We start from the raw sequence: 21,313 nt of genomic DNA, 5'->3' as shown, positions 1-21,313 counted from the left end.
GCCGACGCGCCGGCCGGTGTCGTGGGGGCGCCCCCGGTCAGCCGTACGAGAGGTCGGCGCACAGGTCGTCGTCGGCGGACCGGGCCCCGTCCCCGACCGTCGAGGGCAGGGCGGAGGGGGCGTTCGGCGGCGCGGCCGGGGTGGTGGCCGGGTCCTTCGCGTACGAGGCGCCGACGATCACCCGGAGCCCGGGAGCCGTGCCCGCCCGGGTCTCGGCTCCGGCGAACAGACGGGCGGTGATGGCGGCCTCTTCCCGCAGGCCGGGGCCGTACTCGACGACGGTGGTGGTGTGGTCCTGGCGTTCCGCGGTGACCGTGCCGGTGACGGTGAAGCCGTGGGACCTGAGGAGTCCGCCCGCACGGCCGGCCAGGCCGGTGACCGTGGTGCCGTTCTCGACGGTGACGCTGATGCCCGTACCGGAGACCGGGCCGGTGGAGCCCGGCGACGGTGCGGGGGACGCCGTGACGCCCGGTCCCCCGGCCCCGGCGTCCTGGCCGTCGACGGTGCGGTCCGCCTTCAGCGCCGCCCACAGCGCGGAGGCGTCGGGCTCGACGATCGCGACGCGGGCGCCCGCGTACCGCCAGGGGACGGTGACGAACTTGGTGTTGTGCAGATCGACGTTCTTCAGCGACATCACGAACGACAGCAGCCGGTCGGCCGAACCGAGGCCGGGGTCCACGGTCATCGAATCGGTGGCGGCGTCGGCGAGCGGCAGCAGCGTGGCCGGGTCGAAGCCCTTCGACTTGACCTTCTTGATGAGTGATCCGACGAACGCCTGCTGGCGCTTGATCCGTCCTATGTCGGAGCCGTCGCCCAAGCCGTGCCGTATGCGCACGTAGTCCAGGGCCTTCTGTCCCGAGACCGTCTGCGGTCCCTCGGCGAAGATCCGTTTTCCGCGTGTGGCCCGGTTCGGGTCGAGATCCCCCTGGTAGATGTCCTTGGGCAGGCACACCGGTACCCCTCCGACGGCCGAGGTGAGTTTCGAGAAGCCGGCGAAGTCGACCACCACGGTGTGGTCGACGCGCAGTCCCGTGAGCTGTTCCACGGTGTTCTGGGTGCAGGCCGGATTGCCCTGGGCGGTCTCCCCCACCGAGAACGCCGCGTTGAACATGACGTCGTGCCGTGGGGCGGTCCAGTCGCCGCTGGGCAGCCGGCACGCCGGGATGTCGACGAGGGTGTCCCGGGGTATCGACACGGCGACCGCGTGTCTGTGGTCCGCGTACACATGGAGCAGGAACGCGGTGTCGGAGCGGCCCACGTCCCCGTCGCCGCCGCCGAGGTCGCTGTTCTCGCCGGCGCGGGAGTCGGAGCCGATGACGAGCACGTTCTGTCCCTTGGACGAGCCGGGGGGCCGATCGCCGGAGATGCCGTCCGCGTCGAACGTGTCGATGTTGCCGGTCAGTCGGAGGTAGCCCCAGCCGACGCCGGCGATGAGCAGGATGAGGAACGAGAGCCCGGTCAGTGCCAACCGGCGCGGCCCTCCGCCCTTCCGGCGACCGGTCCCCCTGTCCCCGCCTCGCCCGCTCGCCGCCTTGTGACTGCCCGCCATGTGCCACCTCGTCTGTCCGGCTTCCATGAAGGAAGACGTCCGGCCCCGCCCAACGGTTGTACAGTTGCGCAATGTAGCAAGTGTGGACGAGCGAGTGGATCATCGGACCCACCCGTGAAGTGCCCCGAACACCGAGAGGAAGGGCGCCGAGAAGGATGTTGCGCAACGGCCTGGAACCCTGGCATCTGCTGATCGTGGCCATCGTGCTGATCGCACTGTTCGCGTCGAAGAAACTGCCGGACACCGCCCGCGCGGTGGGCAAGTCCCTCCGCATCCTCAAGAGCGAGACCCGGGCCATGAGGGACGAGGAGCCGAAGTGACCCGCACCTCGGTCGCGGCACACGCCTCGCGCCGCACCCGCCGGGCACGCTCCCCGTGCGCCACTCCGCTCACTTCACGTATTGCGCAATCAGGGAACCATGGGGGACCTGCGGTCGTTCCGGAGAGTGACGGCCGAAGAAACACTGATCAACGGATCACTGGATCACTGGAGGAAGTTCATGGGTGTGACCCTCGCCAAGGGCGGCAACGTCTCCCTGTCGAAGGAGGCGCCCGGCCTGACCGCGGTGACGGTCGGCCTGGGCTGGGATGTACGGACGACGACCGGCGCCGATCATGATCTGGACGCCAGTGCGCTGCTGTGCTCGGACGCGGGCAGGGTGCTGTCCGACCAGCATTTCGTCTTCTACAACAATCTGACGAGCCCGGACGGATCTGTCCAGCACACCGGGGACAACCTCACCGGCGAGGGCGAGGGCGACGACGAGTCCGTCAACGTCGACCTGGCCGCCGTCCCGGCCGATGTCTCGAAGATCGTCTTCCCCGTCTCGATCCACGAGGCGGAGAGCCGCGGTCAGAGCTTCGGCCAGGTGCGCAACGCCTTCATCCGCGTGGTGAACCGGGCGAACGGCGTGGAGCTCGCGCGGTACGACCTGAGCGAGGACGCCTCCACGGAGACCGCGATGGTGTTCGGCGAGCTGTACCGGCACGGCGCGGAGTGGAAGTTCCGTGCGGTGGGTCAGGGGTACGCCTCCGGTCTGGCCGGTATCGCGTCCGACTACGGGGTCAACGTCTGATCCCGTAGTGGCACGCGGCGTCCGTGACACTTCCCGCGGCGGCCGCGCCTCCCACACGCGATCCAGGTCGTTCGACGCGCGGAGCGGCGCGGCCCGTGGTCCCTTCCTTCCGGTCGAAGGGCGGACCATGGGTCGCGCCGCGCCGCGCGTCGGCGTCGACGGCGGACGCGTGCTCACTCGGCGGGGGCGACCGTCCCGCGCGGGCGCGGCACCGGACAGCCGCCGATGCCGGGGGTGGGGAACGTGCCGAGCTCGGAGAGCTCGTACCCGTTCGGATAGCCCTTGATCTCCGGGTTCTGGCGGGCGTGGTGCGGTCGCGAGCGCGGTGGCAGCAGACGTACCGCGCGGGCCCGTGCGCGCAGGGCGCCACGGGTGAGGCGACGGGCCAGGGGGCCCGGCCGCTCGTAGCGGAAGGCCCGCAGCAACGGATCGTCGAGGAGAGCGAGACTGGCCCCGCGGACGAGCGGCGCCAGAGCGCTCGGGTACCAGGAGGCCATGAGCGCCAGTGTCGCGTCGGCGACCTGCCTGCCTCCGTCGTCCCAGCCGAAGTGCTCGTCCTCGTAGGCGTCGAGGGTGCGCTCGAAGTCCTGGTACGTCTCCGGCAGGTCCTTGATGCCCATGCGGGCGCCGAGTGTCCGGTAGTAGGCGGCGGAGGCCCGCAGTTCGTGGTCGCTGAGCCGACGCCAGCCGTAGTCGTCGAGCCACCGCTTGGGGACGACGACGAAGGTGCACAGGACGTACCGCATGTCGTCGTCGCCGATGTCGTAGGCGCGGTGCATCTGGTTCATCCGGCGGACGGCGGTACGGCCCTGGACACTGTCGAAGCCGTGTTCCGTCACGGCGTCGAGCAGCAGTGCGGTGTCGTCGTACCGCTTCTGCGAACGCTCCGTCAGCTCGGCCGTCTCCGCGAGCAGTCGGCCGATGGCCGGGACCGCGTAGGTCCGGTAGAGGGCGAGTTCGAGTGCGCGCGTGATGTCCCAGGGGAATTCGTACGCCACCGTGAGCCGGTAGATCTCCAGGAAGTCCCGCTCCGGGTCGAGGCGTTGGATCTCCTTCAGCCGGTCGTACCGTTTCACCGCATCGTCCCCTCGTCCATGCCAGGAGGAACGATTCTACGGTGGGGTCGGCGGCCCGGTCCGGCGAACGCGCCCTCGTCCAGGGGCCGTTCCGTACGGTCCGGGCCCGCGGCCGGGTGCCCGCGCGGCTACACGCGTTCCAGCGGACGGTGGGGGCCGCTGGGCACCTCCGTCTTGACCGGGTCGCCCGGCCGTACGGTACCGCCGGCCACGACGACCCCCATGATCCCGGCCTTGCGGACGGTGTTGCCCGCCTCGTCCCTGCCGACGACCCGCTTGAGCAGCCCGTCCTGGAAGTGGTCGATCTGCAGGCACGGATTGCGCAGCCCGGTGACCTCGACGACGGCTTCGTCGCCGAGGGTCAGCAGGGTGCCCGTGGGCAGTGCGAGGAGGTCCACGCCGCGTGTGGTGACGTTCTCCCCGAGATCACCGGGGGCGACCTCGAAGCCCGCCTCTCGCAGCTCGTCGAAGAGTTCTTCGTCGATGAGGTGGACCTGTCGGAGGTTGGGCCGCGTGGGGTCCTGCGCCATCCGGGAGCGGTGTTTGACCGTGACTCCCGCGTGCACGTCCCCCTCGACACCGAGCCCGGTCAGCAGGGTGATGCTGTCCCGGTTGTGCTTGGTGAAGGTGTAGGAGCCGCTGCTGCTCACCGTCGTGATCGTCGCGTTCGGCACGGATCGCCCCTTCCCGGGCCGCGGGTCAGCGGCCTATCTCTCTTCGGTTGATCCTACGGAGTCTGCGTCGCTGAGCCGGGTCCAGGGTCAGGTAGGCGACCACGGGCACCCCGATCACGATCAGCAGGGACAGCCAGAATCCGATGAACGGCATCAGGACGACCGCCGCCACCACGCCTCCGAGGGCGATCTTCGCGTTCTTCGACATCGTCCACACCTCCTTCGCGGCCGCGGCCGCGTCTGTTCCCTGACAACGTGTGCGCGCGCTCATCGGTTCCTCGCGGTACGTCCGCCGCCTACCGGAGGGGTTCGCCGACGTCGTGCATGTGCTGGAGTGCCTGCCGGTAGGACTCGACGAGTCCGGTCTCGGCGTACGGCATGCCCAGCTCCGCGCAGTGCGCCTTGACGAGGGGCTGCGCGAGCCGCAGACAGGGGCGGGGCATGCTCGGGAAGAGGTGGTGCTCGATCTGGTAGTTGAGTCCGCCGAGGAACCAGTCGGTCAGAACGGCGCCGCGCACGTTGCGGGACGTGAGGACCTGGCGCTGGAGATGACCCCAGCGGTCACCGTCGGGGTCGGGCATCTCCATGCCCTTGTGGTTCGGCGCGAAGGCCATGCCCAGGTGGAGGCCGAACAGCGCGTGGTGTGCGAGCGCGAAGACCAGGGCCTTGCCGGGGGACAGCACGGTGAGCAGCAGAGCCGCGTAGAGGGCGAGGTGGGCGGCCATCAGCAGCCCGGACAGGGCCCGTTCGCGGATCGGCTGCCGGCGCAGGAACTGGAAGCCGTAGACCTTGAGGGCGATGCCTTCGAGAAGCAGCATCGGAAAGAACAGTCCGGCCTGGTTACGGGTGAGCCAGCGGGCGAATCCCTCGCGCTGCGCGGCCTGCTTCTGGGTCCAGACGAGTGCCCCGACGCCGACGTCCGGGTCCTTGTCGATGTGGTTCGGGTTGGCGTGGTGCCGTGCGTGCTTGTCGTTCCACCACGCCTCGTTCATGCCGATGAGCAGATTGGCGTGGACCAGGGCGATGACGCGGCTCGTCCTGCGGTCGCCGGTTATCTGCGCGTGCAGGGCGTCGTGCCCGACGAAGGCCGTACGGGTCCACAGGACCGCCAGGGGCAGGGCGAGCAGCAGGGCCCACCAGGTGTCGCCGAGCAGCACCAGTGCGGCGTACACCGCACCGAGGGCGACGAGGTTGGCGGCGATGCCCGCGGCGTACCAGCCGGTGCGCCGCTCCAGGAGGCCCTTCCCCCTGACGGCCCGCAGAAGTGGGGTGAAGTCACTTCCGGCGGGGGCGGCGCTTCCGGCGCCTTCGCGGAGGTCCTCCGCGAGGGGGGATACGGCCTGGGGCATGTCGTCTCCGGTGTTCGGGCCACTGCGTGGAATATCGCGCTGACCTGTTGAAAACTACGGACCGGGGTGCGGGGTGGCCATGCGGCCACCACCCGGTCTGTGCTGGTGCCAGCCCCCTCGTCCGGAGGGGGTGCCAGCTACACCCGGCGGCTGGTCGGCCTGAAGGTGTGTCGTGAATCACTGCATTGTCGCTACCGGCCGAAAGTGTCATGGAGTACCCTCGGCGACTCGGCTCACTAGTCAAGTTTGAGGAATCCGAAATCGCCGTGCACAGGCTTCCGACCGCAACGCTCTCCGAGATCTCCGAACTGACCCGCTGCTGCGTGGTCTTCCTGCCCGCCGATCCCGCCCGTGCGGGCAGGATGGCCTTCTGGCACCCGGACGGCACCGCTCCGCCGGAGGCCCCGGGGGCCGTCGAGGAACTGGACGTCGTCGGAGCCGACGTCCGGCCGTACGGCGTGCCGGCACTGCTGTTGCCCGTGCGCGACGCTCTGCCGGTGCTCACCCGGGCACGGGTGTCGCAGAAGGGTACTCCGTCGGCGGCCTTCTGGGGTTCGGCGGCCCTCCTGGCCCTCCAACTCGCCGCGCGCGGGCTCCTCCTGCCGGGGCTCACCGGCACCGACCAGGACGCCTGGCGGGCCGGTCCGCTCACCTCCGAAGACCTCGAACGCGTCCGCGCTCTCGCCGCGTCGATGCCGCCGACCGCCCACGCCGTGCCGCTCACCGCGGACGCGGACGACGTCCTGCTCCCCGAACCGGAGCCGCTGCTGCGTGAGTTCATCGACGCCGTCGCGGACGGACTGCCGCGTACACCCGCCGCGACACTGGCCACCCGGGGCCCCGCCTTCGCCGCCGACGAGCCGCAGCGGCTGACCGGGCAGCGTGCCTGGGCCGCCGACGTCGCCGCCGGGCACGACGCGGGGGTACGGCTCTCGCTGCGCGTGGAACTGATCGCGTCCGGCGCCCCCGCCATGGACCCGGACGAGGGAGCCGTCGACGATCCCGCGGCCGGACCGTCCTTCCGCGTCGTCCCCCAACTGCACGCGGTCAGCGATCCGAGCCTGGTCGCGGACGCGGCCGAGGTGTGGCGGGGCACGGCGCCCGGCGTCGCGTCGTTCGGCCCCCGGGCCCGGGTGGACGCCCTGCTCACCCTGCGCCGCGCCGCCCGTGCCTGGCCGCCACTGGCCCCGCTGCTGTCCGCCGCCGTCCCGGACGCCCTCGAACCGGCCGACGAGGAGATCACCGAACTCCTGGGCCCCGCCGCCCGGGCGCTCGCCGCGACCGGCGTACAGGTGCACTGGCCGAAGGAGTTGGCCAGGACGTTGACGGCGCGTGCGGTGATCGGCCTGCCCGGCGACGGGACGGGCACCGAGGGCACGGACCCCGACGGCGCGGGGACCGGGAGGGCCGCCGGACGGGGCGGGACCGGTGCGTCGTCGTTCCTGTCCGCCGACGCGCCGCAGGGGTTCAACTGGTGGTTCTCGCTGGGCGACCACCGGCTCGGCCGGGACGAGCTCGACCGGCTCGCGGAGGCCAAGAGGCCGGTGGTACGGCTGCGCGACCAGTGGGTGCTCGTCGATCCGGAGGAGGTGCGGTGGGCCCGTGAGAGCCAGGAACGCGAGCTGGCCCCGGTGGACGCCCTCCGGGCCGTGCTGACCGGCTCCACCGAGGTCGACGGACGCCGGGTCGAGGTGAGCGCGGCGGGCCCGCTGGAGCGGTTGCGCGCCCGGCTGGCCGATCCGGAGTCGGACGCGGCACAGACGGTGGGCCCGCCGGCCGGGCTCGCCGCGACCCTGCGCGACTACCAACTGCGCGGACTGAACTGGCTGCACACCATGACCTCGCTCGGTCTCGGCGGTTGTCTCGCCGACGACATGGGGCTCGGCAAGACCATCACACTGATCGCGCTGCATCTGCACCGGCAGAGCGCCGACCCCGGCTGCGGACCGACCCTGGTGGTCTGCCCCACCTCGCTGATGGGCAACTGGCAGCGGGAGATCGAGAGGTTCGCCCCGGGCACCCCGGTACGGCGCTTCCACGGTGGTTCGCGCAGCCTCGCGGGCCTCGCGGACGACGGGTTCGTCCTCACCACGTACGGCACGATGCGGCTCGACACGGCCCGGCTCGCCGGGACACGGTGGGGCATGGTCGTCGCCGACGAGGCGCAGCACGTCAAGAATCCGTACTCGGCGACCGCCGGACAACTGCGGACGATCGACGCGGGAGCCCGGGTGGCCCTGACCGGCACCCCCGTGGAGAACAACCTCTCCGAGCTCTGGGCGATCCTCGACTGGACGACTCCGGGCCTGCTCGGGCGGCTCGGCACCTTCCGCACCCGTTACGCGCGGGCGGCGGAGGGCGGCGACCCGGCGGCGGCCGAACGGCTGGCCGCACTCGTCAGGCCGTTCCTGCTGCGGCGGCGCAAGTCCGACCCCGGCATCGCCCCGGAGCTGCCGCCGAAGACGGAGACCGACCGGACGGTTCCCCTGACCGCCGAACAGGCGGGCCTGTACGAGGCGGTGGTCCGGGAGACCCTGGCGGAGATCTCCGGCGCCGACGGATTCGCCCGGCGCGGACTCGTGATGAAGCTCCTGACGGCGCTGAAACAGATCTGCAACCACCCGGCGCAGTACCTCAAGGAGGACCGTCCGAGGATCACGGACCGGTCGGGGAAGCTGGAGCTGCTGGACGAACTGCTCGACACGATCCTCGCGGAGGACGCGAGTGTCCTGGTGTTCACCCAGTACGTGCAGATGGGGCGGCTGCTCGAACGGCATCTGGCCAGGCGCGGGGTGGACACCCAGTTCCTGCACGGCGGGACCCCGGTCGCGGGGCGGGAGGAGATGGTGAGGCGCTTCCAGGCGGGCGAGGCACCGGTGTTCCTGCTGTCGCTGAAGGCCGCCGGCACGGGGCTCAATCTGACCCGGGCGGAACATGTGGTCCACTTCGACCGCTGGTGGAACCCGGCGGTCGAGGCCCAGGCCACCGACCGCGCGTACCGGATCGGGCAGACCCAGCCGGTGCAGGTGCACCGGCTGATCGCCGAGGGCACGATCGAGGACCGGATCGCCACCATGCTGGCCCGCAAGCAGGGACTCGCGGACGCCGTGCTCGGTTCGGGCGAGGCGGCACTGACCGAACTCACCGACGCCGAACTGGCGCAACTGGTGGAGCTGCGAGGGGGCACGCGATGAGCGACGGTTACGAGCCGGACGACACGGAGTACGGCGAATACGGCGAATACACCGACCACGGCGCCCGCGCCGGCGACGAGGGCGCCGACGGGCCGGAGGCCGGGCGTACGTTCGCCGCGCTGCCGCCCGCCCCGGACCGCGGTTTCGCCCGGTCCTGGTGGGGTCAGGCATGGTTGCGGGCGCTGGAGGACACCGCGCTGGACAACCAGCAGCTCAAGAAGGGCCGGAAGCTGGCCCGGGAGGGCGGGGTCGGCGCTGTCTCCGTACGGCCCGGCAGGCTCACCGCAGTCGTCCGTGACCGGGACGGGGTCGCGTACCGGGGCGATGTGCTGCTCCAGCAGCTGAGCGACGCGGAGTGGGACCGCTTCCTGGACATGGTGGTGGACCGGGCGGGACACGTCGCCGCGCTGCTCGACCGGGAGATGGAACCGCACCTGGTGGAGGACGCCTCGGCGGCCGGGATCGAACTGCTGCCGGGGATCGGTGATCTGGACGCGGAGTGCGCCTGCGAGGCGTGGGACCACTGCCCGCACACGGCCGCGCTCTGCTACCAGGTGGCGCGGTTGCTCGACCAGGACCCGTTCGTCCTGCTGCTGTTGCGGGGGCGTGGGGAGCGCGGGCTGCTCGACGAACTCCAGACCCGGGGCACGGACCGTGCCGTACGGGAGCGGCCGACCGCGGCCGAGGAGCGGCGCGTGACGGGCGTACCGGCCGCCGAGGCGTTCGCCGCCGCGGACATCCTGCCGCCGTTGCCCGCCCCTCCCCCGCTGCCCGCGGAGCCGGGAATCGCCCAGTCCCTGGACACGGAGACCGATCCGGCCCCCGGTGTCGACCCGGCCGCGCTGGAGGTCCTGGCGGCGGACAGCGCGGTGCGCGCGCACCGGATGCTGGCCGAGGCGCTGTCGGCCGGGCACGGCCGGCAGCAGCCGCCCGCCGCGCTGACGGTGGAGCAGGACGCGGTACGACTGGTCGCCGACGCCCGGCCGGAGTCCTGGATCGCCACCCGGCTGGCGACGGGTTCGGGCCGGCAGCGGGCCGAGCTGGACGCCGCGGTGCGGGCCTGGCGGTACGGCGGGGCCGCGGCGCTCGCGGCGCTGGACGAGGAATGGAGCCCCGACGCGCAGACGCTCTCCCGTATCCGGTCGAGACTCGACGCCGCGTGGCAGGACGATGAACGTCCGCGTCTGCGGGCCGTGCGCAACCGGTGGACGGTGGTGGGCGCGGACGCTCAGCTCCGGTACGGGCGGGACGGGCGCTGGTGGCCGTACCGCAAGGAACGCGGACGCTGGTGCCCGGCCGGACCGGCCGACGACGACCCGGCCGCCGCGTTGGCGGGGGCACTCGCCGAGGGCCGAGGGCTGATGGCTGACGGCTGACGGCTGACGGCTGACGGCTGACGGCTGACGGCCAGGATTCACCGGCCGTCGACCGGCGGCCGTCGTGGGATGCCCGGCCGGGGGGCGGCGCGGGGCGGGCGTGCGGGCAGGGCTCCGCGCGCCCGTCCGCGTGCCCCCTTCGACTCGGCCGACGCCATCGCCACGGGGAGGGCGGACACGCTCAACCCATCTGCCTCTTACGCCACTTCGTCCGGCCGCCGTCTTCCGTGGCCGGGCGTCACAGCCGTACGGTGGGACCCGCGCCACGCTCGGCCGGGATGATGAAGGACCCCGGAGTACCGGGAGAGGGCAGCTCCTCCCGAGCGGGTGGCGCGGACCGGTGGCGTCCGTCCCGGTGAAACGGCAGACAGCTCCGGAAAGCCCCCTGGAAGACAGGAACGCGACAGCGACGAGCGACCCACGGATCGTTGCCGTACGGCCCAACGAGGCGACCACGCCCGGCGGTGCGGAGCCGGTGACCCCGCATCGAAGGCTTCGTCGTCCACGGGGGACAGCCACGTCCTGTCCTGAACCGCACCACCCGTCGCCATCCGCCCTCCCCCCACAGGAGTGTTCATGAACCGCAGAGGAGTTCTCCGGGGCGCCGCCGTCACGGCCGCCGCCGCGTTCCTCCCCGCCGGAGCCGCCACGGCGGCCCCGGCCGGCACGGACTATCCGCCCGCCCACTGGACTCCCGCCGCCACCTCCAACTACACGGTGTCGCAACGCCCTTCGGCGTACCCCGTCGACCATGTGGTCATCCACGTCACCCAGGAGACCTTCGGTGACGCGCTCGACATCTTCCGGAATCCGGCCAAGCGGGTCTCGGCGCACTACGTGGTGCGCTCGGCGGACGGGTACATCGCCCAGTGCGTCCGGGAGAAGGACATCGCCTGGCACGCGGGCGACTGGGACCACAACACCCGGAGCGTCGGGATCGAGCACGAGGGATGGGTGGACCGCCCCGCCTACTTCACCGACGCCCTGTACGAACGGTCCGCGGCCCTGACCGCCTCGGTCTGCGACCGTCACGGCATCCCCAAGGACCGCGCGCACATCCTGGGCCATGACCAGGTCCCCGGCAGCGACCACACCGATCCCGGGCCCCTCTGGGACTGGGTGCGGTACATCCGCCTCGTCAATCTTCTGGGCACCGGCTGACCCACCCGCCACCTCCGGCGGGCGGCACGGGCGCCGCGGGTCAGGGCCGCAGACTGCTCACCACATCGGCGGTCGCGGTGACCCCGTCCTGAATGGTCGGCGCCATGCTCGTGCCCGCGAGCGAGAATCCGAGCAGCGCGCAGACCAGGGCGTGCGAGATCTTCAGTCCGCCGCTGCGCAGGAAGATCACTGCGAAGATCAGCAGAAACAGCACCAACGAAATCGTAATGGCCATGACCAGCCTCCTCCGCCGCGCCCGATTCGCGGCATTCGGCGGCCAGTGTCGCGTAGCCGGCTTCGCGTCCGGCTCACTGCCATGCCCGCCGTACGGGTGGTGACTGACCGTCACCGTACGGCGGTGCGGCGGGCGGTGGTCAGGCCGGCAGGACGACGACGCGGCCGGTGCCGGTGCCGTCGGCGACGCGCTGCACGGCGGCGGCCGCGTCGGCCATCGTGACCCGCTCGCCGATGAGCGGCCTGACGGCGCCCCGGTCGACGAGCCTGGTCAGCTCCTGGTGGCAGGCCCGGACCGCGGCGGGGTCCTCGGTGTTGTACAGCCCCCAATGGACTCCGAGGATCGAGTAGTTCTTGACGAACGCGTGGTTGAGGGCCGGAGCGGGGACGGTGCCACTGGCGAAGCCGACGACGAGTATCCGGCCCTCGAAGGCGACGCACTTGGCGGACTTGGCGTAGGCGTCGCCGCCGACCGGGTCGTACACGACATCCGCGCCGCGTCCGCCGGTCGCCCCCTTGACCACCGCGACGATGTCCTCGGTGCGGCGGTCGATGACCAGGTCGCAGCCCAACTCGCGGGCCGTACGGGCCTTTTCGGGACCGCCGACGACCCCGATGACGGTGGCCCCGGCGGCCTTCCCGAGCTGGACGGCGGCGCTGCCGACCCCGCCGGCCGCCGCGTGCACCAGCAGGGTCTCCCCCGCCCGGAGCCGCGCCCTGCGGTGCAGTGCGAACCAGCCCGTCTGGTGACCGACACGCAGTGCGGCGGCCTCCGCGTCGTCCAGGGCCTCGGGCGCGGGCAGCAGGGCCGCCTCGTCCGCGACGACATGGCCGGCGAATCCGCCGTGCGGAAGGACGGGGGTCGCGAGGACCCGGCGCCCGTCCGCGGTCTCGCCGCAGATCTCCACGCCGGGGGTGAAGGGCAGTGGCGGGCGGATCTGGTAGGAGCCACGGCAGAGCAGCGCGTCGGAGAAGTTGACGTTCGCGGCGCGCACCTTGAGCAGTACCTGCCCGGGGCCGGGGACGGGCCGTCCGGTCTCCTCCAGCCGCATCACCTCGCCCGGCTCGCCGTTTTGGCGCACTCGCCATGCCTGCATGAGGGGCCTCCCCGACGACGCTCCGGGCCTTGTCACCGCTCCGGCGCACACTAAGCGGTTGCTCGCCCGTTGGGAACAGGGCCCCCGCGCGTTCCCCGCGAAGGACGGTGCTCCTCGCGCGTCCGTCCCCGCCGGGGTGCGGGAGGGGGCGGGCACGTGTCTCGCGCGCCCGCCCCCTCCCTCCCGCGTGGGCCGCTCCCCGTGCGCGGCCGCTCAGACCTCGTCGTGGACGAGGGCGAGCAGCCGGTCGAGGACGCGCGGGCCGCCCGCACGCAGCCCGTCGTGCTCGTACTCGTCGGTGACCCAGGTCTTCAGTCCCCGGATGGTGTCCGCCGTGCGCAGGGCGTGCCCGGTGTCGACGTACATGTCGTCGTGGTAGACGGCCGCCGCGACCGGCACCTCGTTGGCGGCGAGCTGTCCGGCGTCGTACAGCACGGGCCAGTCGGTGCGGTTGGCGAGGAGTTCGGCGGTCTCGCGCAGCGGTCGCAGCGCCGGGTCGACGTCGAAGTGCCAGGGGTGGATGCTCTCGCCGGTGAAGAGCACCGGCCCGTCACCCGCCAGGGCGGCGCCCGCGTCGAACTGCGGGAACTCCGCGCGGACCCGTTCGGCGGCCCAGCCGGTGGGCTGTTCGCCCTGACCGTAGATCGCCTCGTGCAGCACGGCGTACAGCGGGTGCCCGGCGTACGAGAGGGCGGTGCGCATCCCCTCCTGGAAGGTGTCGGAGAGTTCGGTGCCGAGCGGTGTCCGGACGAAGGCGTTCTCCAGCAGGTAGTGCAGCTGGTGGCTGCCGTCCCCCGAGCCGAGGAGGATGCCGAGGGACTGGAACCCCTCGGGGGTGAGCCGGTGGCCGGCGCTCTCCGGGCGGTGCTCGGCGAGGTGCGCGGCGATCTCCCGGGCACGCTCGACGTCCTGCGGGTAGCGGGCGTAGTGCGCGGCGACCTTCCGTTCGACGCGCGGGTACGCGGCGCGGTAGACGTCGTCGGCGTGGGCGTCCAGCGAGGGCAGCCCGCCGGTGATCAGGACCGCAGCGAGACCTTCGGGCGCGGCGGAGAGGTAGCGGGTGGCGCAGAACCCGCCGAACGACTGTCCCAGGACGGTCCAGGGCGCACCGCCGGTGAGCCGCGGACGGATCAGCTCGCAGTCCCGGACGATGCTGTCGGCCCGGAAGTGGGCCAGATGGTCGGCCTGCTCGCGCGGGCCGCCGCGCAGCGGCAGGGTCTGCCGGTTGGCGGGCGTGGAGAGGCCGGTGCCGCGCTGGTCGAGCAGCAGCACCCGGTGGTCGCGCACCGCCCGTCCCAGCCACGCCTGCTTGCCGGTGAAACGACGGGCTCCGAAGCCCGGACCGCCCTCCAGATAGACCAGCCAGGGCAGGTTCTCGGCGGCCCGGCCGGACGCCACGACCTCGCGGCCGTAGATCTGGATCTGTTCCCCGCTCGGGTCCGTGTGGTCGAGCGGAACAGTGAAGTGGTGGTCGGTGAGGACGAGGCCGGGCTGCCGGTAGCTGGTCAATGAGGGCTCCTGGATCGGGGTCTGCGGACAGTTCAGCACACGGCTGTGACTCGTACGGTCCCGGCCCGTGTGCGCCGCGCTCCGCGGGCTCCTAGCGTGCAGTCATGATCCGGTTCGAACAGGTCGGCAAGGTCTACCCGGACGGTACGCGCGCGGTGGACGGGCTGTCCTTCGAGGTCGCGGAGGGTGAACTCGTCACTCTGGTCGGGCCGTCCGGCTGCGGCAAGACGACCACGATGATGATGGTGAACCGGCTGATCGAGCCGACGTCCGGCCGGATTCTGCTGGACGGTGAGGACATCGCGGGCCTGGACCCGGTGAAGCTGCGCCGCCGGATCGGCTACGTCATCCAGCAGGTCGGCCTCTTTCCGCACCGAACCGTCCTGGACAACACGGCGACGGTCCCCGCGCTGATGGGTTGGAAACGGGCCAGGGCCCGGGCGCGCGCCGCCGAACTGCTCGATCTGGTGGGGCTCGACCCGGCGACGTACGGCCATCGCTATCCGGCGCAGCTCTCCGGTGGTCAGCGTCAGCGGGTGGGGGTGGCGCGGGCGCTGGCCGCCGATCCGCCGGTGCTGCTGATGGACGAGCCGTTCGGCGCGGTCGACCCGGTGGTGCGCGAGCGGCTGCGGAACGAGTTCCTGAGTCTTCAGGCGACGGTCAGGAAGACGGTCCTGCTGGTCACGCACGACATCGAGGAGGCGGTGCGGATGGGTGACCGGATCGCGGTGTACGGGGAGGGGCGCATCGAGCAGTTCGACAGTCCGGCGGCCGTGCTCGGCACCCCGGCGACGCCGTACGTGGCACGGTTCGTGGGGTCGGACCGGGGACTGAAGCGGCTGTCGGTCACCGCGATCGAGCCGGACGACCTGGAGGAGCCGCCGATCGCGTGGCTGGAGGAGCCGGTGCCGGTGGCGGCGGCGCGGCTGCGTGCCGGGAACGCCCGCTGGGCCGTGGTGCTCAGCGGTGCGGGTGATCTGCACGGCTGGGTGTCGGCGGACGCGCTCCGGATCGCCGGGGAGCAGGGCACGGTGGGCGAACTGGCCCGCAGGATGGACGCCTGGGTTCCGGTCGGGGCGCCGCTGAAGCGGGCGTTCAGCGTGATGCTGCAGCACGACGCCGGGTGGGTGGCGGTGCTGGACGGGGCGCGGTTCCTGGGGGTGCTGACCCCGGCCAAGCTCCATGAGGCGCTGCGCAGGTCGGTGGACGCCGAGGCGCGGGGGGTGGGGCGCGACGAGGTGCGGTTCGACTCGGTGGCGGACGCGTGACGCGACTCGTACGGACCGGGCCGGCTCAGAGGAGGTTCTTGGAGGTGAGGTAGGCGCGTGCGACGTCCTCGGGGAGTCTGCGCCAGCTGTCCACCTGCTCGTTCAGGTGGGCGAGTTCCGCGGTGGTGAGCACGGCGTTGAGCTTGTCCAGCGCGGTGCGTACTCCTTCGCCGCCGGCTCGGGAGCGGTTGACGACGGGCACCAGGTGGTCGGCGTTCTGCAGATGTCTGTCGTCGGCGAGCAGGACGAGGCAGAAGTCGTCGAGGGTCGCGTCCGTGGTGGTGGTCAGCACCATCTGGTCCTGGCCGTTCTGAACGGCCTGTTTGGCCTGGGTGGTGCCGACGCCCTTGGGGTCCACGGCGGTGATGTCGATGCCGTAGACCTTCTTCAGGCCGGGTGCGCAGTAGGGGCGCCGCACGCATTCGTCGCCCGCTGCGAGCCGGACGGGCAGCCGGGCCCGGCCGAGGTCGCCGAGTGTCCTCAGCCGGTGCTTCGCGGCGTACCGCGCGGTGACCGCGAAGGCGTTGCGGTCGACGGCGCGGCCGGGGGCGAGTACGAGGAGGCCGCGTGGCGCGGCGAGGGCGCGCAGGGCCTTCAGGGTGACGGTGAGGTCGGGTGAGCCGACCGGGTCGGCGTCCGGACCGCGGGCCTTGGAGTTCAGCCAGTCGGCGAAGGTCGCCGCGTACTCCGGTACGACGTCGATCCGGCCGCTCTCCAGCGCCGGTTCGTAGATCTCCCGGTTGGTGACGGTGAGGATCTTCGTCGAGTAGCCGGCCCGGTCGAGCAGCAGGGCGTACATCCGGGCGAGGAGATCGCTTTCGGTGAAGCCCGCGGAGCCGATGGTGAGGTGCTTGCTGTCGCCCGGCGGGGCGGTGACGTCCCCCCGGCTCTCCAGGCTCGGTCCGGTGGCGCAGGCGGCGGTGGCGGCCAGCAGCAGGACCGCGCAGGGCGTACGCGGCACCCTCATCCGGACTCCTCGTCACGGGCGGGGTCGGGGGCGAGTCGTTGTACGGCTTCGAAGAGTCCTTCGACGAGGAGGGCGAGGACCGCGACGAGGACGGCTCCGGCGAGTACCTGCGGGGTGGCGGCGAGGTTGAATCCCGCGGTGATGATGCGGCCCAGTCCGCCGCCTCCGGCCAGCGCCGCGAGAGTGGCGGTGGCGACGAGTTGTACGGCGGCGATCCGTACCCCGGTGAGGATCAGCGGGGTGGCGAGCGGGAGTTCGACTCTCAGCAGCAGTTGCCGGCCGGTCATGCCCATGCCCCGGGCCGCGCGTACGACATCGCGGTCGACCTCGCGCATGCCCACATAGGCGTTGGTGAGCAGCGGCGGTACGGCGAAGAGCACCAGCGCGATCACCGTGGACCACTGTCCGTACGAGCCGATCGGGGTGAGGAGCAGCAGGACCAGGACCGCGAAGGTGGGGACGGCCCGGCCGATGTTGGAGATGTTGACGGCGAGCGCGCCGCCCTTGCCGATGTGGCCGAGGAGCAGGGCGACGGGCAGGGCGATCACCGAGCTGATGAGCAGGCACACGATGGTGAGGTACAGGTGCTCGACGAGCCGGTGGCCGATGCCGTCGGCGCCGGACCAGTGGGCCGGGCGGATGAGCCAGGACCAGGCTTCGGAGAGGGTGTTCACGCGCGCGCCCTGGTCCAGGGGGTCAGCAGCCGTTGGGCGCCGAGGAGCAGCAGGTCGGCGACGACGGCGACGACGACGCAGAGGACGGACGCGGTGAGGACCTGGGCCTTGAAGTAGGTGTTCATACCGGAGTAGATGAGGTTGCCGAGGCCGCCGTATCCGACGATGGCGCCGACCGTCACGAGGGAGACCACGGAGACGGTCGCGATGCGCAGTCCGGCCATGGCGGCGGGCAGGGCGAGCGGGAGTTCCACGGTGAGGAGCAGCCGCAGGGGGCCGTATCCCATGCCGCGTGCGGCCTGCCTGGTCTCCTCGGGCACGGCGCGCAGTCCGGCGAGGATGTTCCGTACGAGCAGGGTCAGCGAGTAGAGGACGAGTCCCGTGACGACGAGTGAGGCGGATAGCCCGTACACCGGCAGCAGCAGTGAGAACATCGCGAGCGACGGGATGGTGTAGATGACGGTCGTCAGTGCGAGGACCGGTCCGGCCGCCCAGCGCCGGCGGCGGGCGGCGAGGGCGAGCGGAAGAGCGAGGAGCAGTCCGAAGGCCACGGAGAGCGCGGTCAGTTGGAGGTGCTGGAGGGTGGCGTCCCAGAGGATGCCGCGCCGGCTGGAGAGGTAGGCGCCGCAGATCCATTCATTGCGCGCGAGGCAGTCGTCCGGGGGCGCGGTCACCCGTCCATTGGAGCGTGGGACGGCGGTGGCCGCCCGTCATGTTCGCCTGTTCGGGAAGGGCCGGGACGGGCGCGGGCTGCCGGGGACCGGCGTCGCCGCAGAGGGTGTGGGCCCCTCCTGGTTCAGTGCCCGCCCCGGGGCTCGACGCATCCGCCCTCCAGGTACGGGCCGTGCGTCTCGATGTCGGGCGGCGGGCCGGTCCTGCCGGTGACGCACGGGCCCGTGCCGGGGATGAACAGGGAGAAGGCCGGGCCGCTGCGCTGCCCGCTCCCCTGCTCCTGCATCCGGATGGCGTCCTCCGGATACCCCAGCTCCGCCAGCGCGGTCCGCAGCCCCTGTTCGGTCCAGGTACCGGGTGCTCCGGGCTTCTTCAGGACCTTGGCGATCCGGTCGGCGTGCGCCTGTCCCCGGCACCGCTGCTCGGTGTCGAGCGGCCGTTTCTGCCGGTACATGTGGTTCTCCGCGTACCGTGACGCGGCGGGGTCGACCGGGTCGGCCCGCCGTGTGGGGGTGCGCTCGTCCGTGGGTCGCGGGGTCACCCCCGTGCAGTGGGCCGCCACGTCGGGGAACAGCCGGTCGTGGGTGGCCCGGGCGGCCTTCACCGGATCGTCCTCGTGCCCCGGTGCCGTGGACGACGGCCCGGCGCCGGTGGCCGACGCCGGGGGTGTGGCGCCGGACGCGGTACCAGTGACGACGGTGGCGCATCCGGTCAGCACCAGCAGTCCGGCGGCGACGGCCAGGGGCAAGGACGGGCGTCTCACGAAGGCACTCCGTTCACAGGGAACACGGGGACGATGAGACGATTATGCGATGCACGCGTTGCCCGGACGCCTGAGTATCCGTGCTCGGACCGGCCGTGCTCATCGCCGTCGGAAGAAGCCCTGATGCCGTTTTCGCTGAAGCAGGCCGCGCACGACGTCCTCCGTGGCCGGCCGCCGCTCACGGACGCCGGGAAGGATGAACGCGGACGGCCTTCCACCACGCTTCTCGCCCACGACATGTCGGTGCACGGGAATCTGGGGTTCGTCCTGCTGGTCCACCGCAGGCGTGACGGTGCGGCGGCCGAGGAGCTCTACTGGTCCGTGCGCGAAGCGGACGGTGTCTGGGCGGAGCCCGAACACCTCAGCGGCGGCTTGACCGGGGCCGACCCGGACGACATGGACGAGCTCGCCGACGTGCTCCGGGGCGAACCGCTGATGCTCGTCTCGGACGCCGAAACCCTCCTGTGCACCGGGCGTCGCGCGTACGACGACGGATACGAGTCCGTGCGTTTCGCGCAGATCCTCACCGCTGCGCGGGTCCGGTCCGTGGAGGTGGAGCGGCTCGGGCCGGGAACGCGGCACACCACGCGCAGACCGGCACCGTACCTTCTGACCCTCCTCGTGGCCCTGCCCGGCGAGAGCCTTCGGGTCCGGGCCACCGGTTCGGACGGCCCGGTGATCCGCTTCGACGGGATCGGCCCCGGCACGTCCGTGTGAGGTGAGCCGGCCTCTCCGGCCGGGGCGGGCGGGCCCCGGGGCGGCGTCCGTGCCCGGCGGGTCTCACCGCTCCGCGCGGATCACACCACGTCGCTGTGGGCGTGCAGCGGGACCGCGCCGGCGTACCTCGGTACGTCCAGGACCGCCCAGCAGCGCTTGCCGCGCGAAAGACGCTCGCAGCCCTGCGCGAGGGCGAGGGAACCGATGACCGAGAGGCCCCGGCCGCTCTCGCCGTCCGGACCGGCGCCACCGGCCCGCGGCTCGTCGTCGTTCTGGTCGAAGACCTCGACGATCAGACGGTCGAAGTCGAGATCGAGTCCGACCGTCAGCGATCCCCTCCCGTGCACGACGGCGTTCGTCAGCAGTTCCGAGAGGGTCACCAGGACGTCGTACGCGAACTCCTCGTGCGCGCCGAGGCCCCAGGCGCGGAGCTGGGAGAGGACACGCCCACGGGCCGACCGGACGGCGGAGGGCGTGGGCAGGACGGGGAACCGTACGGCGGTGTCGCTGCCGGTGTGGTCCGGTCTGACGGAAGGGCTGGTCAGGGTCACTTCTGCTCCTCGTGCGCCGGGCGGGAGGACCCGGAGGGGTGCGAGTACGTCATCGGCTTGCCGGAGCTTCGGAGGCCGCGCCCGGAGTGGTCCGAAGACGTCCCGGGCCGACGTCAGAATCCTCCGAGACGGGCCATGGGTGCGGCAAGGCACCCGAAGCCGTTAAGACTTACGGATATGCGCGGGCGGTCCCGCACGGGCCGGTCCGGGGGCGGGCCCGTGGCCGGACCCGTGCCCGTACCCGGGCCGGCGCCCGGGTCCGTGCGCCGTCGGTCGCGGGCGCGGGGCGGGACCCGCCGCTCGACGGCCGCTCGCCGAAGTGTGCCGACGTGCGCCGCCGCGCGCGTCCTTGTGCCGCGAACATGTGAGAATGACGCGTCCCTGGCGATTTCATGCTACCGGGAGGGTCGGCTCGCTCATGGAAGACCTGTCCTCGCCGTCCGTGCCCCGGTCCGCGGGACCGAACCCCCCGCCCGCCGGAGCGCCGGACGACACGCTCGGCCGGCTGCTGCGCACCGGACCGTTCTCCGAGGCGCTGCGGGCCGCCATCGAGGCCCGTGGCCTGAGCCTTTCCCGGATCGAGGACCGGCTGCGCCGGTCCGGCACCCCGGTGTCCTCGGCGACGCTGAGCTTCTGGCAGTCGGGGAAGTACCGTCCCGAACGCGCCCACTCCCTGGCGGCGCTGGACACCCTCGAAACGGTCCTCGGTCTGCCCTCCGGCGCGCTGAGTTCGCTGCTCGGGCCGCCGAGGCCACGGGGTCGCTGGCTGAGCGGGGTCGCTTCCCGCCCGGCGATGTCCGACGTCTGGTCGGGCCAGCTCGACGAAGTCCTCGGCGCGGTGGACACCAGGTGGAGCACCAAACTGACCTGCGTCAGCCGCCATCAACGGCTGGATCTGGACGCCGAGGGCTGTGAGCGGCTGCTGTGGATACGCCAGGTCCTGCGGGCGGAGTGCAACGGACCCGACCGGTCCATCGTGGCGCAACTGGCCGACGAGGCGTGCGCCGTACCGGTCCTGGAACCGGTACGGCCCTGCCGGGTGGGGACCACGGTGGCCGAACCGCACAACGGCCTGTTCATCGCGGAACTGCTCTTCGACCGACCGCTCGCGCGCGGCGAGACGGTCATCGTCGAGTACACCCTCGCCTATCCCCCGCCCCGCCCCAGCGCCGGGTTCACCATCGTCAACATGCAGGTGCCGACACGTGACTGCGTGGTGGAGGTGCGCTTCGATCCCGCCGCCCTGCCCGTCGCCTGCCACACCTTCCGGGCCGTCGGCTTCGACTCGTACGAACGTCTGCTGCACCTCGACTCCACCGGCTCCGTCCACGCGGTCGCCCAGGACCTGGGACCGTGCCAGTTCGGCATCCGGTGGGACTGGGACTGACCGCGGGGCACAGCGGCGG

The 21,313-nt window shown here is 72.1% G+C and carries 21 protein-coding genes; 8 read left to right on the top strand and 13 right to left on the bottom strand.

Going from position 1 to position 21,313, the window contains the following annotated elements; translation table 11 throughout:
* Positions 1-37: 37 nt before the first annotated feature.
* On the bottom strand, positions 38-1,549 hold the full coding sequence (locus tag PZB75_RS29495; protein WP_275538349.1) for an LCP family protein: 1,512 nt from the start codon (positions 1,547-1,549) through the stop codon (positions 38-40).
* Between the two features lie 155 nt (positions 1,550-1,704).
* On the opposite strand from PZB75_RS29495, the gene tatA reads away from it, so the two are divergent.
* Both tatA and PZB75_RS29485 read left to right on the top strand, forming a co-directional pair.
* Positions 1,705-1,869 carry a Sec-independent protein translocase subunit TatA gene (tatA, locus tag PZB75_RS29490; protein WP_275538348.1) on the top strand — a complete coding sequence of 55 codons (165 nt, stop codon included), beginning with the start codon at positions 1,705-1,707 and terminating at the stop codon, positions 1,867-1,869.
* Positions 1,870-2,049: 180 nt separating this feature from the next.
* The gene (locus PZB75_RS29485) at positions 2,050-2,625 is read left to right on the top strand and encodes a TerD family protein (RefSeq protein WP_275538347.1); all 576 of its coding nucleotides are present in this window, start codon (positions 2,050-2,052) and stop codon (positions 2,623-2,625) included.
* A 173-nt stretch (positions 2,626-2,798) separates the two neighbouring features.
* Here PZB75_RS29485 and PZB75_RS29480 read toward each other — a convergent pair whose 3' ends face one another.
* From PZB75_RS29480 to PZB75_RS29465, 4 genes are all read right to left on the bottom strand, one after another.
* Entirely contained in the window at positions 2,799-3,701 is a 903-nt protein-coding gene (locus tag PZB75_RS29480; RefSeq protein ID WP_275538346.1) for an oxygenase MpaB family protein, read from the bottom strand.
* Between the two features lie 128 nt (positions 3,702-3,829).
* The gene (locus PZB75_RS29475; RefSeq protein ID WP_343286268.1) at positions 3,830-4,375 is read right to left on the bottom strand and encodes an MOSC domain-containing protein; all 546 of its coding nucleotides are present in this window, start codon (positions 4,373-4,375) and stop codon (positions 3,830-3,832) included.
* Between the two features lie 25 nt (positions 4,376-4,400).
* Entirely contained in the window at positions 4,401-4,583 is a 183-nt protein-coding gene (locus tag PZB75_RS29470; protein ID WP_275538345.1) for a hypothetical protein, read from the bottom strand.
* Positions 4,584-4,671: 88 nt separating this feature from the next.
* Entirely contained in the window at positions 4,672-5,724 is a 1,053-nt protein-coding gene (locus PZB75_RS29465; protein WP_275538344.1) for an acyl-CoA desaturase, read from the bottom strand.
* Positions 5,725-5,990: 266 nt separating this feature from the next.
* On the opposite strand from PZB75_RS29465, the gene PZB75_RS29460 reads away from it, so the two are divergent.
* The 3 genes from PZB75_RS29460 to PZB75_RS29450 all read left to right on the top strand — a co-directional run bounded on the left by PZB75_RS29460 (position 5,991) and on the right by PZB75_RS29450 (position 11,455).
* The gene (locus tag PZB75_RS29460) at positions 5,991-8,918 is read left to right on the top strand and encodes a DEAD/DEAH box helicase (protein ID WP_275538343.1); all 2,928 of its coding nucleotides are present in this window, start codon (positions 5,991-5,993) and stop codon (positions 8,916-8,918) included.
* The gene (locus PZB75_RS29455) at positions 8,915-10,294 is read left to right on the top strand and encodes an SWF or SNF family helicase (RefSeq protein ID WP_275538342.1); all 1,380 of its coding nucleotides are present in this window, start codon (positions 8,915-8,917) and stop codon (positions 10,292-10,294) included. Before PZB75_RS29460 ends, PZB75_RS29455 begins: the two co-directional genes overlap by 4 nt.
* Before the next feature lie 576 nt (positions 10,295-10,870).
* Entirely contained in the window at positions 10,871-11,455 is a 585-nt protein-coding gene (locus tag PZB75_RS29450; RefSeq protein ID WP_275538341.1) for an N-acetylmuramoyl-L-alanine amidase, read from the top strand.
* Positions 11,456-11,495: 40 nt separating this feature from the next.
* On the opposite strand, the gene PZB75_RS29445 is transcribed toward PZB75_RS29450, so the two are convergent.
* From PZB75_RS29445 to PZB75_RS29435, 3 genes are all read right to left on the bottom strand, one after another.
* Positions 11,496-11,690: a hypothetical protein gene (locus PZB75_RS29445; protein WP_275538340.1), complete on the bottom strand. Its 195-nt coding sequence runs from the start codon at positions 11,688-11,690 to the stop codon at positions 11,496-11,498.
* 139 nt (positions 11,691-11,829) lie between these two features.
* Positions 11,830-12,786, bottom strand: coding sequence for an NADPH:quinone oxidoreductase family protein (locus PZB75_RS29440; protein ID WP_275538339.1), 957 nt, complete (start codon positions 12,784-12,786; stop codon positions 11,830-11,832).
* Positions 12,787-12,999: 213 nt separating this feature from the next.
* Entirely contained in the window at positions 13,000-14,295 is a 1,296-nt protein-coding gene (locus PZB75_RS29435; RefSeq protein WP_275538338.1) for an alpha/beta fold hydrolase, read from the bottom strand.
* A 104-nt stretch (positions 14,296-14,399) separates the two neighbouring features.
* Here PZB75_RS29435 and PZB75_RS29430 point away from each other — a divergent pair, with 104 nt between their 5' ends.
* Entirely contained in the window at positions 14,400-15,563 is a 1,164-nt protein-coding gene (locus PZB75_RS29430) for an ATP-binding cassette domain-containing protein (protein WP_275538337.1), read from the top strand.
* 25 nt (positions 15,564-15,588) lie between these two features.
* Here PZB75_RS29430 and PZB75_RS29425 read toward each other — a convergent pair whose 3' ends face one another.
* From PZB75_RS29425 to PZB75_RS29410, 4 genes are all read right to left on the bottom strand, one after another.
* The gene (locus PZB75_RS29425; RefSeq protein WP_275538336.1) at positions 15,589-16,530 is read right to left on the bottom strand and encodes an ABC transporter substrate-binding protein; all 942 of its coding nucleotides are present in this window, start codon (positions 16,528-16,530) and stop codon (positions 15,589-15,591) included.
* Positions 16,527-17,204 carry an ABC transporter permease subunit gene (locus PZB75_RS29420; RefSeq protein WP_275538335.1) on the bottom strand — a complete coding sequence of 226 codons (678 nt, stop codon included), beginning with the start codon at positions 17,202-17,204 and terminating at the stop codon, positions 16,527-16,529. Before PZB75_RS29420 ends, PZB75_RS29425 begins: the two co-directional genes overlap by 4 nt.
* Positions 17,201-17,878 carry an ABC transporter permease gene (locus PZB75_RS29415; protein ID WP_275538334.1) on the bottom strand — a complete coding sequence of 226 codons (678 nt, stop codon included), beginning with the start codon at positions 17,876-17,878 and terminating at the stop codon, positions 17,201-17,203. The genes PZB75_RS29420 and PZB75_RS29415 overlap by 4 nt, the downstream gene beginning before the upstream one ends.
* Positions 17,879-18,000: 122 nt before the next feature.
* Positions 18,001-18,639, bottom strand: a complete 639-nt coding sequence (locus PZB75_RS29410) for a hypothetical protein (RefSeq protein WP_275538333.1) — start codon at positions 18,637-18,639, stop codon at positions 18,001-18,003.
* Positions 18,640-18,762: 123 nt separating this feature from the next.
* Between PZB75_RS29410 and PZB75_RS29405 the strand changes: the two genes are divergently transcribed.
* Positions 18,763-19,356 (top strand): hypothetical protein, encoded by a 594-nt coding sequence (locus PZB75_RS29405; RefSeq protein WP_275538332.1) that lies wholly within the window; start codon positions 18,763-18,765, stop codon positions 19,354-19,356.
* Between the two features lie 80 nt (positions 19,357-19,436).
* Here the strand turns inward: PZB75_RS29405 and PZB75_RS29400 are convergent, their stop codons facing one another.
* The gene (locus PZB75_RS29400; protein ID WP_275538331.1) at positions 19,437-19,907 is read right to left on the bottom strand and encodes an ATP-binding protein; all 471 of its coding nucleotides are present in this window, start codon (positions 19,905-19,907) and stop codon (positions 19,437-19,439) included.
* 418 nt (positions 19,908-20,325) lie between these two features.
* Between PZB75_RS29400 and PZB75_RS29395 the strand changes: the two genes are divergently transcribed.
* Positions 20,326-21,294 (top strand): helix-turn-helix transcriptional regulator, encoded by a 969-nt coding sequence (locus tag PZB75_RS29395; protein WP_275538330.1) that lies wholly within the window; start codon positions 20,326-20,328, stop codon positions 21,292-21,294.
* The last annotated feature ends 19 nt before the right edge of the window (positions 21,295-21,313 follow it).

The sequence above is a fragment of the Streptomyces sp. AM 4-1-1 genome (assembly GCF_029167625.1).
In the GTDB taxonomy this organism is placed as follows: Bacteria; Actinomycetota; Actinomycetes; order Streptomycetales; family Streptomycetaceae; genus Streptomyces.
Note: the sequence above shows the minus strand (reverse complement) of the source record. Positions and strands in the feature narration are given on the sequence as shown.

Bases quoted from the DNA above. Each gene is read 5' to 3' on its own strand.
- PZB75_RS29455 (WP_275538342.1), top strand. From the start codon at position 8,915: ATGAGCGACGGTTACGAGCCGGACGACACGGAGTACGGCGAATACGGC.
- PZB75_RS29425 (WP_275538336.1), bottom strand. From the start codon at position 16,530: ATGAGGGTGCCGCGTACGCCCTGCGCGGTCCTGCTGCTGGCCGCCACC.
- PZB75_RS29395 (WP_275538330.1), top strand. From the start codon at position 20,326: ATGGAAGACCTGTCCTCGCCGTCCGTGCCCCGGTCCGCGGGACCGAAC.
- PZB75_RS29405 (WP_275538332.1), top strand. From the start codon at position 18,763: ATGCCGTTTTCGCTGAAGCAGGCCGCGCACGACGTCCTCCGTGGCCGG.
- tatA (WP_275538348.1), top strand. From the start codon at position 1,705: ATGTTGCGCAACGGCCTGGAACCCTGGCATCTGCTGATCGTGGCCATC.
- PZB75_RS29485 (WP_275538347.1), top strand. From the start codon at position 2,050: ATGGGTGTGACCCTCGCCAAGGGCGGCAACGTCTCCCTGTCGAAGGAG.
- PZB75_RS29450 (WP_275538341.1), top strand. From the start codon at position 10,871: ATGAACCGCAGAGGAGTTCTCCGGGGCGCCGCCGTCACGGCCGCCGCC.
- PZB75_RS29430 (WP_275538337.1), top strand. From the start codon at position 14,400: ATGATCCGGTTCGAACAGGTCGGCAAGGTCTACCCGGACGGTACGCGC.
- PZB75_RS29445 (WP_275538340.1), bottom strand. From the start codon at position 11,690: ATGGCCATTACGATTTCGTTGGTGCTGTTTCTGCTGATCTTCGCAGTG.
- PZB75_RS29470 (WP_275538345.1), bottom strand. From the start codon at position 4,583: ATGTCGAAGAACGCGAAGATCGCCCTCGGAGGCGTGGTGGCGGCGGTC.
- PZB75_RS29495 (WP_275538349.1), bottom strand. From the start codon at position 1,549: ATGGCGGGCAGTCACAAGGCGGCGAGCGGGCGAGGCGGGGACAGGGGG.
- PZB75_RS29465 (WP_275538344.1), bottom strand. From the start codon at position 5,724: ATGCCCCAGGCCGTATCCCCCCTCGCGGAGGACCTCCGCGAAGGCGCC.
- PZB75_RS29440 (WP_275538339.1), bottom strand. From the start codon at position 12,786: ATGCAGGCATGGCGAGTGCGCCAAAACGGCGAGCCGGGCGAGGTGATG.